Below are 13,599 nucleotides of genomic sequence, written 5' to 3'. Positions count from 1 at the left end.
CGGCTTCCACGCGGGGACTTGGGAGGGTCCTACCGGGTGACCCGGAGAGCTGATAAGAGGGTGGGCGGACCATGGGGACATCCGATCGTCGTCAGAGCGGATAATGGGCCAACGGACGGACCGGGCGAGGACCCTGAGCCCGCGTCGGGCCCCGGGGGCCCGCATCGGGCTGCAGGGTGCCGTACGCGCGGAGTACCCTTCCGTGATCACTTCAGACGGGCGTCCAGACGCAGGAGGCGGTGCACGGGTGAGCTCGGGAGGTCTGGAGCTGCCCCCTGGTGACGGCGGTCACGAGGGCGGCCCGGCGGACGCCGCGGGCCCGGCGGGCGGCGCGATCCCCGCCGGGGCCGTGTCGCTGGCCCCGCCGGAGGCCGGCGGGACCGGGAAGGCGCAGGCGGGAGCCGGCGCCGAGCTGGACTGGGGCGCGGACGCCTGGAGCGAGGTCCGGACCCGGGCCCAGCGCGCCGGCCGTGCGTACATCTGGCTGAACCTGATCGAGCAGCGGCTGCGCTCCGTGGTCGGAGCGGTGCTGCGGCCCGTCTACGAGCCGGTGCACGGCGGGGACGACTGGGTGGTGGCCGCCGCGGGCCCCGCCGGCCAGGAGTGGGTGCAGCGCGCGGTCGCCGTGCGCGAGGTCAGCCGCCGCAAGGGCTACCTGCTGGACTCCGCCGACGACAACGTGCTCAGCTTCCTCACCCTGCCGCAGCTGCGCGAACTGATGGTCCAGCACTGGCCCTGCTTCGAGCCGTACTTCGACGACCGGCGCGAGATCGAGCAGGCGCTGGACGAGCTGGAGGTCACGCGCAACGTCGTCTCCCGCAACCGGGCCCTGTCCCGGGCGGTCCTGGAACAGGCCGAGCGGGCCTCCGCACGGCTGCTGGAGGTACTGGGCGGCGGCGCGGGCTCCCCGGCGGCGGACCGGCTGCCCATCGACGCCGTCGAGGACCTGGTCGGCGACCGGTACGCGGACGTCATCTCCGTCCACCCGGACCGGGTGCGCCTCCAGCGCCAGCTCCCGGCGGAAGACCTCTTCGGCGGTGCGCGGCGGCTCGACGCCATCGGCATCGGGCTCAACCTGCTGGTCCAGAACTTCTCGGGCCGAAGACTCGTACGCCTCGCGGAGGCCGGCTGCCGGGTACGGCTGCTGTTCCTGAACCCGGCGAGCAGCGCCGTCAAGCGGCGCGAGCGGGAGCTGGGGCTGCGCAAGGGCGAGCTGAGCCGCTCGGTGGAGATGAACATCCTGCACGTGCGGCGGGTGCGGGCGGGCCTGAGCGACCCCTCGCGCTTCGAGATCCACGTCTTCGACGAGACCCCGCGCTTCACCGCGTACCTGGTGGAGGGCGAGTCCTCGGGCATCGCGGTGGTCCAGTCGTACCTGCGCCGGGCCCGGGGCATGGAGGCGCCGGTCCTCGTCCTGCGGGGCGGCGGCCGGGCCGCACCGGTGCGGCCCGATCACGAGCAGGGCCTGTTCCCGACGTACCGCGAGGAGTTCGAGTCGATCTGGCAGGACTCCCGCCCGGTGTCCTGAGCGGGCGGGCGGCCCCGGTTCCCGGCTTGTCAGTGGCCCGTGTCAGGCTGAAAGCCGTTGACGTAGAGGGACGGGTACGGGGGGCACGCGATGGGGGACTGGGCGGGGGACTGGATGGGGGACTGGCACGGCGGGCCGATGGTGGCCTTCGACCTGGAGACCACGGGCACCGACACCGAGTCCGACCGGATCGTGACGGCGGCCGTCGTCGCGGTCGGTCCGGACGGGCAGGTGGCCCGGGAGCGGACCTGGCTGGTCGACCCGGGCGTGGCCATCCCGGAGCAGGCCTCGGCCATCCACGGCATCTCCACGGACCACGCCCGCTCACGGGGCATGGCGGCGGCCGCGGCGATCGAGGAGATCACCCGGACGCTCGTGGAGGCACTGAGCTCGGGAACCCCGCTGGTGGTGATGAACGCGCGGTACGACCTGACCCTGCTGGACCGCGAGTGCCGCCGCCACGGGATCCGTCCGCTGGGCGAGCGCTGGCCGGAGAACTCCGCGCCGCCCGTCATCGACCCCCTCGTGCTGGACAAGCACGCGGACCGCTACCGCAAGGGCCGGCGGACCCTCCAGGCCCTGTGCGAGCACTACGGCGTGAGCCTGGAAGCGGCGCACGACGCGGGCGCGGACGCGCTGGCGGCGGCCCGCGCGGCGCGCCGGATGGGCGCCGTCCACGCGGCGATAGGGACGGTCGCCCTGACGGACCTGCACGAGCTGCAGATCCGCGCGGCGGCCGAGCAGGCGGCCTCGCTGCAGAGCTACCTGCGGCGCACCTCGGACCCCGAGGCGATAGTCGAGCGCGCCTGGCCCGTCGTGCCGTACCGGGTCTGACGGGGGGCGGACCCTACCGGAGCAGCCAGTCGCGGGTCAGCTCCATGACCTCGGTGCGGCTGCGCCCGACGTGGTCGGCGGCGATGAAGTGGCCGCCGATCCGCAGGGAGTAGACCAGCATGGAGCGGACCTCGACCTCGTCCTCGTCGGGGCAGAACGCGCCGAACAGCGAACGCAGGTAGTCCATGCGGCGGTTGTCCACGCGCCGCAGCCGCTCCGCGACGGACTCCTCGCGCCGGGCCCAGTCGCGGATGGCGAGTTCGGCCGCCACGCCCCGCGCCGGGCCGTCGGCGACCGAGACGATCGCGAACAGCCGCTTCAGCCGGGCCCTGGCGTCTCCGCCCGCGCCCTCGACCTGTTCGATCACGGCCTCGGCGGACTCGCGCTCCCAGGTGTCGAGCATCTCCCCGAGCAGCGCGTCCCGGTTGCCGAAGTGCCCGTAGAACCCGCCCTTCGTGACGCCGAGGGCCTGGGCGAGCGCTTCGATCCGGACCGCCTCGGGGCCCCCGGCGGCGAGCGCCCGCAGGCCCTCTTCGATCCAGCCGCGCCGCGGCGTGCGGGTCGTGCCCACGATGTCTCTCCCTCCTGCACGGCCCGATCTATACGGTGCCGTATAAATCGGTGCTAGGCTTTTTCTATACGGCATCGTATAGATAGGGGCTTGCTCATGAGACTCCCCAGAACCGCGCACACCGACCGCCCCTGGCGGATCCACGAGATCGCCGGCGACTTCCGCGTCGAGGACGTGTGGGAGCTGCCGACGCCGGGCGGCCCCGACGACCTCGACCGGCTCGTGCGCCAGTTCGCGCGCGGCGGGGGAGACCCCGTCCCCTCCCTCGCGGGCCGCACGCTGTTCGCGATCCGCTGGAAGCTGGGGGCGCTGCTCGGCTGGGACGACCCCGCCGACGGCCTCGGGGGCCGGGTGGCGACCCTGCGCGACCGGCTGCCGGCGGACCTGCGCGAGGGGCCCCGCGGGCCCGACCTCGGCTCGGTCCCGTTCACCTCCGTCTACCGGACGCACGACGAGTGGGTCGCGGAGACGGCCAACCGGACCGTGCACGGGGTGATGCACATCGGCTGGGTCCCGGACGAGGACGGCGCGGGCGGCTACCACGGCCGGATGGCCGTCCTGGTCAAGCCGAACGGACGCTTCGGCGCCCTCTACATGCTGGGCATCAAGCCCTTCCGGTATCTGGGGGTCTACCCGGCGCTGATCCGCGGCATCGGCCGCGCATGGCGGGCCCCTTCGGTCTCCGGCCCGGCCTGATCCGGGCGGGCCGGGCGGATCGCCTTGAACCCCGCGGGGCCGAACCGGGCCCGGTAGGAAGGGAAACGCCGTTCCTAGAGCGGGTGCCAGCGGACTTCCGGGTCGTCCTCGCGCAGGGAGGCGATCCGGCGGCGGAACTCCGCCAGCGCCTTCGGGTTGGCCGGGGCGTGCTGGGAGACCCAGGCGCAGCTGGCCGTCTCGCGGGCGCCGCGCAGGACCGCGCAGCCCTCCCACGCGCGCACGTCCCAGCCGTACGCCGCCGTGAACTCCTCGTACGCCGCGCCAGGAAGGCCGTACCGGTCGCGGGAGAGCGCCATCACCACCAGGTCGTGCTCGCGCAGGTCGGCGGAGACCGTCTCCAGGTCCACCAGCACCGGCCCGGCCGGGCCCACGTGCACGTTGCGGGGCAGGGCGTCGCCGTGGATCGGGCCCGGCGGCAGGTGCGGGGTGAGGGCGGCGACCTGGGCGGCGTACCCGTCGCGGCGGGCCCGCAGGTACGCGGCGTCCTCCGGGTCGATCGCCGCGCCCGCCAGCCGCAGCCAGCGCTCCACCCCGCCCAGCAGATCACGCGGAGGCAGGACGAAGGGGGGCGCCGGCAGGGCGTGGATCCGCCGCAGCAGCGCGGCGAGGTCCTCCGGTCCGGCCGGCCGGACCGCGTCGGGGAGCCGGTGCCACAGCGTCACCGGGTGCCCGTCCACCAGCCGCGGCTCCGGTTCCGCCGCGCGGACCGCGGGGACCCCGGAATCGGCGAGCCAGCCCGCCACCTTGAGCTCCAGCTCGGCGCGCGGCAGCAGCGCCGCCTCCCGGCCGACCTTGGCGACCAGGCCGCTGCCGTCGAGCGCGAAGACGGCGTTCTCGCCGAGGGCCAGCAGTCGGGGAGCGGGCGCTCCCGCCCCGGCCAGCCCCGCCGCCGTCAGGGCCTCCCGGGCCCGTGCCTCGTCCATGCCGTCTCCGCAGTCCGTCCGTATCCCGGGTGCCCCGGGCAGGACCGGGCGCTCATGACCGCACAAGTCTCGCACCCGGCCCCGGCCTCGGCCCCGACCCCCGCCTCCTCTCGGGTCCCCATATCAGTTGCACGAGACGTATCGTCTCGTTATGGTTTCGCTCATGACCACCACCGCGAAGCCCGCCCACATCGCCATGTTCTCCATCGCGGCCGCCGGCCACGTGAACCCGAGCATCGAAGTGATCCGCGAGCTGGTCGCCCGCGGCCACCGTGTCAGTTACGCCATCCCCGCCGCGTACGCGGACAAGATCGCCGAGACCGGTGCCACCCCGGTGGTCTGGGACTCCACCCTCCCCACCGAGGACGACCCCGAGGCCTGGGGCACCGAGCTCATCGACACCATCGAGCCCTTCCTCGCCGACGCCGTCCAGGCGCTCCCGCAGCTCGCCGCCGCCTTCGCGGGCGACGAGCCGGACCTCGTGCTCCACGACATCACCGCCTACCCGGCGATCGTCCTCGCCCACCGCTGGGGCGTCCCCGCCGTGTCCCTCTCCCCGAACCTGGTCGCCTGGACCGGCTACGAGGAGGAGGTCGCCGAGCCGATGTTCGCCGAACTGCGCGCCTCCGAGCGCGGGAAGGCGTACTACGCCCGGTTCCGGGCCTGGCTCGACGAGAACGGCATCGACGAGGACAGCGACCGGTTCGTCGGCCGCCCCCGCCGCAGCATCGTCCTCATCCCGCGCGCCCTGCAGCCCAACGCCGACCGGGTCGACGAGGCCGTGTACACCTTCGTCGGCGCCTGCCAGGGCGACCGCAGCGCCACCCAGGGCACCTGGACGCGCCCGGCGGCCGCGGCCGGGAAGAAGGTCCTCCTGGTCTCCCTCGGTTCCACCTTCACCAAGCAGCCGGCCTTCTACCGCGCCTGCGCCGAAGCCTTCGGGGACCTGCCCGACTGGCACGTGGTGCTCCAGATCGGCACGTTCACGGACGAGGCGGAGCTCGGCGAGATCCCCGCCAACGTCGAAGTGCACCGCTGGGTTCCCCAGCTGGACATCCTGCGCCAGGCCGACGCCTTCATCACCCACGCGGGTGCCGGCGGCAGCCAGGAGGGACTGGCCACCGGGACCCCGATGGTCGCGGTTCCGCAGGCCGTCGATCAGTTCGGCAACGCCGACATGCTGGCCGGCCTGGGCGTCGCCCGGCACGTCCCGATGGCCGAGGCCGACGCCGCGACCCTGCGCGACGCCGTCCTCGCCCTGGTCGCCGACCCGGAGGTCGCCGCCCGCGCGGAGCGCATCCGCCGTGAGACGGCCACCGAGGGCGGCGCGCGCCGGGCGGCCGACCTGATCGAGGCCGAACTGCCCGGAGAGGGGTGAACGGAGCGTGGTGTCAGGGGTGCGCCCTATCGTGCGGACATGACCAAGACGACCACGTACGCGGCCCTGCTCCGGGGCATCAATGTCGGCGGGAACAAGAAGGTCCCGATGGCCGAGCTGCGCCAGGTCCTGGAGGGCCTCGGCCACGAGGACGTGCAGACGTACCTCCAGAGCGGCAACGCCGTCTTCACCGGCCCGGCCGGGAAGACGCCGACCGCCCTCGCCCGGGAGCTGGAGGCCGCCATCGAGGCCCACTTCGGATTCCGGGTCCCCTGCCTCGTGCTCGACGGCAGCTACCTGCGCGCCGTCGCCGACGCCTGCCCCTTCCCGGCCGCCGAACTCGAAGGCAAGCAGCTCCACGCCACCTTCTGCTCCGAGCAGCCCGCCGAGTCCCGCTTCGCCCCGATCGACGCCGCCGCGTACCTCCCGGAGGAGTACCGCCTGGGCGACCGCGTCATCTACCTCTACGCCCCGGACGGCCTGGGCCGCTCCAAACTGGCCGAGGCCCTCGCGAAGCCCGCGGTGGTCAAGGGCCTGGACGTGACCACCCGCAACTGGAACACGGTCGTGAAGCTCGTCGAACTCACGCGGGGCACCTCCTGATCCCTACTCCTGGGACGTCCACGGCCACCGGGCCTCGCGGCCGGCCTCGACGAGGCCGATCATCCGGAACCCGGCGTCCGCCAGGCCGCCGAAGGTGTGCCGGTGGGGGCCGCCGGGGCCGTGGGCGGGCCGGTACCCCGCCAGGTTCCACGTGTACACCGGGACGTCCCGCGGGACCGGTTCCGCGGGACCGCGCGGCCTCGGGGCCGGGCCCGTCTGCTCGTCGGTGACGATCAGCACCCTGTCGTGGTCCCGGTAGTGGGCACGTACCGCCTTGGTGGTGTCGGTGCCGCCGAGGCGGCGGAACCGCTGGAGCACGTCGAGCACCGGCTCCCCGGACCGGTACGGCACCTGCGCGCTCGACCATCCGAACTCCACCAGGTCCGCGTCCTCGGCGCGCATCGCCAGCGCCGTGCCGAAAACGGCCGCGGCGTCCGCCCGGGTCAGGGTGGACCGCTCCGAGACGGTGTCGTAGAACATGGAATCCGACCGGTCCACCAGGATCAGGGTCCGCCCCGGCAGGGCCGGTACGTTGGCCAGCGAATGGCTCAGCGCCGCCTCCAGCCCCGCCGACCAGCGCGCCGAGGGCGCGTGGCGGCGGGCGGCCAGGAAGCGGAAGGGGAACTGCCGGGACCGGGCGACCTCCCGCGGGTCCGAGATCCGTGCGGCGACCGCGGCCGCCGCCTCGTCCGAGATCCCGGCCCCGTCGAAGTTGCGCAGGTTGCGCAGCAGCGCCATCGGCCCCATCGAGGGGATCACGGCCTCCCAGACCGCGGCGTCCATCGGTCCCTGCAGCCAGCCCGCCAGGGCCTCCCAGGTCATGCCCGCCTCCGCCAGCCGCTCGGCGCCGTCCGGCCCGGTGACCAGGGCCCGCCGCTCGTCCAACGGCAGTTCCCTCAGGATCCGGTGTGCGGTGAGCAACCGGTCGCCGGGCGGCGGCGCCGCCTCCTGCGGCTGGTGCCGGCGGTCCAGGGCGTACCGGAACAGCTCGCCCTGCCAGGGCTTGGCCGGGTCGGGCGCGGCGTGGACCAGGTTCAGGACGTCGCCGAAGCGGAAGGCCTTGGACTCGGTGTCGTACTTCAGCAGGGAGCGGGAGGAGTACAGCCGCCGTACCGCGTCGGCGATGCCCCGTTTCACGGGCTGAGGGACGCCGCGCCCGTAGGCCGAGGTCCAGTGGGCGAGCAACTCGCCCGGTTCGTCGGCGCGCTGGAGCACGGAATCGATGACGGACCGGTTGGACGGGCCGTCGCAGGACCCGGCGGCGAGCCGCGCCCTGACGTACGCGGCCGCGCCGGTCAGGGAGGCCGTACGCATGTTTCCCTCGCCCCGGAGCCAGCGCAGCAGACCGGCCGTCCACACGGGGTCCTCCAGGGCGAGTTCACCCACGAGGCGGGTGTAGCGCTCGTCGCGTTCCGAGCCGCTCTCGTAGAAGGTCCGCTGGGAGACGAAGTTCCCCACGGCCAGGAGGAAGAGTTCCTCGCGCGGCTCCCGGACGAAACCGGGGCCGCCCTCGTGGGTGAGCGGGTCCGCCCCGGCGCGCTGAGGCTGGGACCACGCAACGGGCGGGGTACGGGCCGCCGCGGCGGAGACGTGCGGGGCCACGAGCATCTCGGACCAGATCTTCGACGTGCGCGGGGTGTGGCGAGGCAGGGAATCCCCCCGGATCCAGAGGCAATGGAGAGCCCCGGCCGAGACCTCCGACGGGCGGAGGGACGGGCGGGGCACAGGCGCCCGCGCCACCCCGAGATCAGAAGTGGCCGCGGCGTCACTTGGTTTCGGAAGGAAGTAGCCGCGGCCGAGCGCATCGGGGGACGCGGTCGCGCCGCCACCTTAGGCAGGCCCGCGCACCGCGTGCCAGCCAATTATTAGACGGCGGGATCCGCCAGTCCGTTCAGCAGGGTCATCTCGTGCGGGGTCAGGTGGACCGTTGCCGCGTCGAGGTTCTCCGCCAGGTGGTCCGGGGAGCCCGTGCCAGGGGTGGGGCACAGGACGGGGGAGTGCTGGAGGAGCCAGGCCAGGGAGATCTGGCCGGTGGACGCGCCGTGCTCGGCGGCGACCGCCGTCAGTGCGGCGGCGCTCTCCCGCGTCAGGGCTCCGCTGCCCAGCGGGTAGTAGGGGAGGAAGGCGATGCCGCGTTCCTCGCACAGGGCCAGCAGCTCCGCGCAGGAGCGGTCCAGGAGGTTGTACGGGTTCTGGACCGAGGCCACCGGGACCAGGGACAGGGCCTGCCTGAGCTGGTCCGCCGTCACCGTGTTCAGCCCGATGTGGCGGATCTTGCCCTCCGCCCGGAGCTCGGCCAGCGTGCCCAGCTGCTCCGCTGCCGGGACGGCCGGGTCGAAGCGGTGCAGCTGGTAGAGGTCGATCCGGTCCAGGCGGAGCCTGCGCAGGCTCGCCTCGCACATCGCGCGCAGGTCCTGCGGGCGGCCCGCCGCGTGCCACTGGTCGGGGCCGGTGCGCACCACCCCGCCCTTGGTGGACACCACCAGCCGCTCCCCGTACGGGTGGAGGGCCTCGGCGACCAGCTCCTCGGCCAGGTGGGGGCCGTAGTTGTCGGCGGTGTCGATCAGGGTGACCCCGCGGGCGACGGCGGTGCGCAGCAGCGCGACCGACGCGGGGCGCGCGGCGCGCGGGCCCCAGTAGCCGGAGCCGACCAGACCGCCGGTGCCGAGTCCGAGGCGGCGTACGGGCAGGTCCCCGCCGAGGGCGAACGTCTCATCCACGTCAACAGACATGGCCCGACGGTAACCCAGGCCGCCGGATGTGCCAGGCTCGTGGGCATGCGTTACATCATCATCGGCGCCGGAGCGATCGGCGCGACCATCGGCGGACGGCTCGCGGAGTCCGGCAACGAGGTCGTGCTCGTCGCGCGCGGCCCCCACGCGGAGGCCCTGCGGGCCGACGGGCTGCGGCTCACCACGGCGGACGGGGAGCGGGTGCACCGGCTGCCCGTGGTCGGCGGACCGGCCGAGCTCGGCGAACTGCGCCCCGACGACGTGCTGTTGCTGACCGTGAAGACCCAGGACGCGCTCGCCGCCCTCGACGCGTGGGGTGACGCGGAGGTCGCGGGCGGCGGCACGGCCGCGCAGCGGCTGCCGGTGCTGTGCGCGCAGAACGGGGTGGAGAGCGAACGCCTCGCCCTACGGCGCTTCGCGCGCGTGTACGGGGTCTGCGTGTGGCTGCCGGCGACCTTCCTGGAGCCGGGGGTGGTCTCCGCGCTGTGCGCTCCGCTGACCGGGATCCTGCACCTCGGGAAGGCCGCCGGGGGCGCGGACGCGCGGGCCCGGCGGATCGCGGCCGACCTGGAGAAGGCCGGGTTCGGGGCGCCGGTCGTCGAGGACGTGATGCGGTGGAAGTACGCGAAGCTGCTGGGCAACCTGGGCAACGCGATCCAGGCGACCACCGGGCCCGAGCCGGAGCCCGCGAAGGCGGCGCTGCTGCTGCGGGCCGTGCGCGAGGCGAAGGCCGCCTTCGCCGCGGCGGGGATCGACTGGGCCTCCGATGCCGAGCAGTCGGCCGCGCGTGAGGGGAAGGTCGATGCGCCGGCGGGGGTGGTGCGGGGCGGGTCGTCCTGGCAGAGCCTGGCCCGGGGGACGGGGTCGGTGGAGGCGGACTATCTCAACGGGGAGATCGTGCTGCTCGGGCGGCTGCACGGGGTGGCCACGCCGGTCAACGACACGCTGCGCGTGGCGGCGAACATCTTCGCCCGGGAGGGTCTGCCGCCGGGGGCGATGTCCATCGAGGACCTGACGGCCCTGGCCGACGAGGCGGCCGCGCGAGCCTAGCGGCCGGCCGCGGGTGGGCGTGCCCTGCGGGGCCTGTCACCGACCCGCCCTTCCACCGTTCCCCGGGCTCCGCCCGGACCCTTGCCGCGTGCGGCGCCGTTCCCGGGGGCCAGCCCCCGGACCCCCGCTCCTCAAACGCCGGAGGGGCTGAGATCGCCCGCGGCGCGGGGTCCGGGGCGCAGCCCCGGGGAACGGTGGAAGGGCGGGTCGGGGAACCGGCCCCGCGCAGCGGCAGGCGGGTCAGGCCGCCAGGGACGGGATGCGGGCCGGGGAAGCGGTGGCCGCGTCGTACCTGCGGAGCAGCAGGCGGGCCAGTTCCGGGGACGGGCCCAGGACGGCCGAGATCACGTCGGCGCCCGCGGCTTCGGCGCCCGCCGCGATGCGGTCGGGCAGCCGCCCGGGGGCGATGACGTAGGGGGCCACCGCGATCCGGCGGACGCCCTCCGCGCGCAGCGCACGTACGGCGTCCTCGGTCCGGGGAAGAGCGGCGGAGGCGAACGCAGGCCGCACGGCGCACCAACCGGTGTGCCGCCACTCCCGCGCGGTTTCAGCGATCACTGCGATCGCCTCCGGGTCGGAGGATCCGGCGGACGCGAGCACCACACCGGTGGTGGCGCGGTCCGCCGGGGTGAGGCCGGCTTCCCACAGCCGGCGCTCCAGGGTCGCCAGCAGCAGCGGCGACGGGCCGAGCACATCCGCGATCCGGACCGAGAGGTCCGGCAGGTGGGACGCGGCGCCCGCGAGCACCGCCGGGATGTCGGACTTCGCGTGGAACGCCCGCGTCAACAGGAGCGGGAGCGCCACGACGTCGCGTACGCCCGACAGGTAGAGCGAGGCGACCGCCTGGTCGACCGTCGGGGTGTCGAAGTCCAGGAAGGCGGTCTCCACGCGCAGCCCCGGCCGCAGCGCCCGTACCCGCCGGGTGAGGGCGTGCACGGTCGCCGCGTGCCGCGGATCGCGGCTGCCGTGGGCGATGACCAGCAGGGCCGGGGAGTGCGTGGAGGGGCGCGCCGACATGGTGATCAGCTCTTGACCAGCAGGCCGCGGGTGCGCAGCACCCACCGCTCGACCGGGCTGAAGATCAGCAGGTCGATCGCGATGCCGACGACCAGGATCAGGATGATCGCGAGGAACACGCCGGGCAGGTCGATGTTGTTGCGGCCGTTTTCGAGGAGCTGGCCCAGGCCCAGGCCCAGGTCGGGGGAGCTGGCGATGATCTCGGCGGCCATCAGGGAGCGCCAGGAGAAGGCCCAGCCCTGCTTGAGGCCGGCCAGGTAACCGGGCAGCGCGGCCGGCATGACCACGTGCCGGGCACCGGCCAGGCCGGTGGCGCCCAGGGTGCGGCCGGCCCGCAGGAACAGCGGCGGGATCTGGTCGATGCCGGAGACGAGGCCGTTGGCGATCGACGGGACGGCGCCGAGCAGGATGACGGTGTACATCATCGCGTCGTTGAGCCCGAACCAGAGCACCGCCGGGGGCACCCAGGCGACCGAGGGCAGCGACTGCAGGCCCTGCAGGATCGGGCCGATCGCGGCGCGGACGAACTTCACCCGGGCCACGAGCAGACCGAGCGGCGTGCCGATGGCCAGGGCCAGCAGGAAGCCGAGCAGACCGCGCGAGACGCTGGTCCAGATGACCTCCAGCAGGGTGCCCTTGGCCCACATGTCGGACAGGCTGTCCCAGACGGAGGACAGGGCGGGGAGCTTGGTCTCCTCGGTGACGTGCGCCGCGACGAGGACCTGCCAGACGAGGAGGACCAGGCCGACGGCGAGGACCGGCGGCAGGACCTTCTTGACGAGGATCTCGCGGACCGGGGTGCGGTGGGTCTGGACGGCGTCGAGCGCGTCGAGGCCCGCCTCCAGCCCGGCGAGGTCGTCGGCCTTGGCCTTGAACCGGGACTCGGGGGTGGTGTCAGTGCTGGCCATGGCGGCGGATCTCCCCACGCAGGTGTTCAGTGATCTCAAGGGACAGCTCCGCGACGTCCGCGTCCTCGATGCGGCGCGGCTGCGGAATGCCCACGGTCCATTCCTTCGCGACCCGGCCGGGGCGGGAGGACAGGAGGACCACGCGCTGGGCGAGGCGGACGGCCTCACGGACGTTGTGCGTGACGAACAGGACGGACAGGTTCGTCTCGTCCCAGATCCGGGTGAGCTCGCCGTGCAGCACGTCGCGGGTGATGGCGTCGAGCGCCGCGAACGGCTCGTCCATCAGCAGCAGCTGGCTGTCCTGGGCCAGCGCCCGGGCCAGGGCCACGCGCTGGCGCATGCCGCCCGACAGCTCGTGGACCCGCTTGCCGTAGGAGCCGCCGAGCCGGACCAGCTCCAGCAGCCGCTCGGCCTCCGGCTTGCGGTCGGCCTTGGGCACCCCGCGCAGCCGCAGGGCGAGTTCGATGTTCTTGCCCGCGGTGAGCCACGGGAAGAGGGCGTGCTCCTGGAACATCAGGGCCGGACGGCCGCCGGGGGTCTCGATCGACCCCGCGGACGGCTTGTCCAGTCCGGCGACCAGGTTGAGCAGGGTGGACTTTCCACACCCCGAGGCACCCAGGATGGTGACGAACTCTCCCGGAGCGACATCGAGGCTGATGTCGTCGAGGACGAGCTGCGATCCGGCCGGGCCGGAGAAGGACTTCGAGACGTGCTCGATCCGGGCGGCGTGCGTCTGCTCCGCTACGGTGCCCTCGGCAGCCTTGGCAAGCGTGGTGGCCATGGTCGTCACCTCCTGGGATTCGGGACGGGTACTGAAGGAGTTGCTGGACGGAGAGGGTTACTTGGCGCCGAGGCCGGCGTCGGCGACTTCGGGCTGGCCGGCGGTCTTGAGGACCTTGTTGAGGATCTTGAGGTCGTAGATGCCGTTGAGGTCGGGCTGCTCGATGAGCTTGGCCTTGACCGCCCATTCCGACTGCGTCTTCAGGGTTGCCGCGAGGGGGTCGTTGGTGATGAGGATGCTGGGCCAGGCGGGGTCGATGACCTTGGCGTCGAGCGGCTTGCCGCTGTCGGCGGCGAGCTTGGCGTTGGCGGAGGCCTTGGCCTTGTCGGGGTTGGCGTTGATCCAGGCGTTGGTCTTGACGGTGCCGGTGAGGACGGCTTCGACGACGTCGGCGTGTTCGGTGAGGAACTTCTGGGACACGATGATGTTCGTGATGACGAACTTCTTGTCGGGCCACAGGGAGGTTTCGTCGAGGAGGACGGTGCCGCCTTCGGAGACGAGCTTGGAGGCGGTGGGTTCGGGGACCCAGGCGCCGTCGATGGAGCCCTGCTTGAAGG

General features: G+C 73.6%; 14 protein-coding genes. 6 read left to right on the top strand and 8 right to left on the bottom strand.

Annotated features, from left to right (window positions below; all coding sequences use genetic code 11):
• Positions 1 to 247: 247 nt before the first annotated feature.
• On the top strand, positions 248 to 1,528 hold the full coding sequence (locus ACWCP2_RS30490) for an SAV2148 family HEPN domain-containing protein (RefSeq protein WP_450911783.1): 1,281 nt from the start codon (positions 248 to 250) through the stop codon (positions 1,526 to 1,528).
• 90 nt (positions 1,529 to 1,618) lie between these two features.
• Positions 1,619 to 2,362, top strand: a complete 744-nt coding sequence (locus ACWCP2_RS30485; protein ID WP_450911782.1) for an exonuclease domain-containing protein — start codon at positions 1,619 to 1,621, stop codon at positions 2,360 to 2,362.
• Positions 2,363 to 2,375: 13 nt separating this feature from the next.
• Here ACWCP2_RS30485 and ACWCP2_RS30480 read toward each other — a convergent pair whose 3' ends face one another.
• The gene (locus tag ACWCP2_RS30480) at positions 2,376 to 2,933 is read right to left on the bottom strand and encodes a TetR/AcrR family transcriptional regulator (protein WP_450911781.1); all 558 of its coding nucleotides are present in this window, start codon (positions 2,931 to 2,933) and stop codon (positions 2,376 to 2,378) included.
• Positions 2,934 to 3,029: 96 nt separating this feature from the next.
• On the opposite strand from ACWCP2_RS30480, the gene ACWCP2_RS30475 reads away from it, so the two are divergent.
• Complete coding sequence (locus ACWCP2_RS30475) at positions 3,030 to 3,629, top strand: DUF2867 domain-containing protein (RefSeq protein ID WP_450911780.1); 600 nt, start codon at positions 3,030 to 3,032, stop codon at positions 3,627 to 3,629.
• A gap of 74 nt (positions 3,630 to 3,703) precedes the next feature.
• Here ACWCP2_RS30475 and ACWCP2_RS30470 read toward each other — a convergent pair whose 3' ends face one another.
• Positions 3,704 to 4,573: a phosphotransferase enzyme family protein gene (locus ACWCP2_RS30470; protein WP_450911779.1), complete on the bottom strand. Its 870-nt coding sequence runs from the start codon at positions 4,571 to 4,573 to the stop codon at positions 3,704 to 3,706.
• Between the two features lie 151 nt (positions 4,574 to 4,724).
• On the opposite strand from ACWCP2_RS30470, the gene mgt reads away from it, so the two are divergent.
• Both mgt and ACWCP2_RS30460 read left to right on the top strand, forming a co-directional pair.
• Positions 4,725 to 5,951 (top strand): macrolide-inactivating glycosyltransferase, encoded by a 1,227-nt coding sequence (mgt, locus tag ACWCP2_RS30465; protein ID WP_450911778.1) that lies wholly within the window; start codon positions 4,725 to 4,727, stop codon positions 5,949 to 5,951.
• Positions 5,952 to 5,990: 39 nt separating this feature from the next.
• Complete coding sequence (locus tag ACWCP2_RS30460) at positions 5,991 to 6,554, top strand: DUF1697 domain-containing protein (protein WP_450911777.1); 564 nt, start codon at positions 5,991 to 5,993, stop codon at positions 6,552 to 6,554.
• Positions 6,555 to 6,557: 3 nt separating this feature from the next.
• Here ACWCP2_RS30460 and ACWCP2_RS30455 read toward each other — a convergent pair whose 3' ends face one another.
• A complete protein-coding gene (locus ACWCP2_RS30455; RefSeq protein WP_450911776.1) occupies positions 6,558 to 8,162 on the bottom strand; it encodes a TROVE domain-containing protein in 1,605 nt (534 codons plus the stop codon).
• Between the two features lie 257 nt (positions 8,163 to 8,419).
• Positions 8,420 to 9,286: an aldo/keto reductase gene (locus ACWCP2_RS30450; protein ID WP_450911775.1), complete on the bottom strand. Its 867-nt coding sequence runs from the start codon at positions 9,284 to 9,286 to the stop codon at positions 8,420 to 8,422.
• A 45-nt stretch (positions 9,287 to 9,331) separates the two neighbouring features.
• On the opposite strand from ACWCP2_RS30450, the gene ACWCP2_RS30445 reads away from it, so the two are divergent.
• Positions 9,332 to 10,336, top strand: a complete 1,005-nt coding sequence (locus tag ACWCP2_RS30445) for a ketopantoate reductase family protein (protein ID WP_450911774.1) — start codon at positions 9,332 to 9,334, stop codon at positions 10,334 to 10,336.
• A 240-nt stretch (positions 10,337 to 10,576) separates the two neighbouring features.
• On the opposite strand, the gene ACWCP2_RS30440 is transcribed toward ACWCP2_RS30445, so the two are convergent.
• From ACWCP2_RS30440 to ACWCP2_RS30425, 4 genes are all read right to left on the bottom strand, one after another.
• On the bottom strand, positions 10,577 to 11,353 hold the full coding sequence (locus tag ACWCP2_RS30440) for a sirohydrochlorin chelatase (protein WP_450911773.1): 777 nt from the start codon (positions 11,351 to 11,353) through the stop codon (positions 10,577 to 10,579).
• A gap of 5 nt (positions 11,354 to 11,358) precedes the next feature.
• On the bottom strand, positions 11,359 to 12,261 hold the full coding sequence (locus tag ACWCP2_RS30435) for an ABC transporter permease (protein ID WP_450911772.1): 903 nt from the start codon (positions 12,259 to 12,261) through the stop codon (positions 11,359 to 11,361).
• Positions 12,248 to 13,042: an ABC transporter ATP-binding protein gene (locus ACWCP2_RS30430; protein ID WP_450911771.1), complete on the bottom strand. Its 795-nt coding sequence runs from the start codon at positions 13,040 to 13,042 to the stop codon at positions 12,248 to 12,250. Before ACWCP2_RS30430 ends, ACWCP2_RS30435 begins: the two co-directional genes overlap by 14 nt.
• A 57-nt stretch (positions 13,043 to 13,099) precedes the next feature.
• The coding region (locus ACWCP2_RS30425; RefSeq protein ID WP_450911770.1) for an ABC transporter substrate-binding protein at positions 13,100 to 13,599 on the bottom strand (500 nt) is incomplete at its 5' end.

The sequence above is a fragment of the Streptomyces sp. NPDC002104 genome (genome assembly GCF_053593795.1).
Note: the sequence above shows the minus strand (reverse complement) of the source record. Positions and strands in the feature narration are given on the sequence as shown.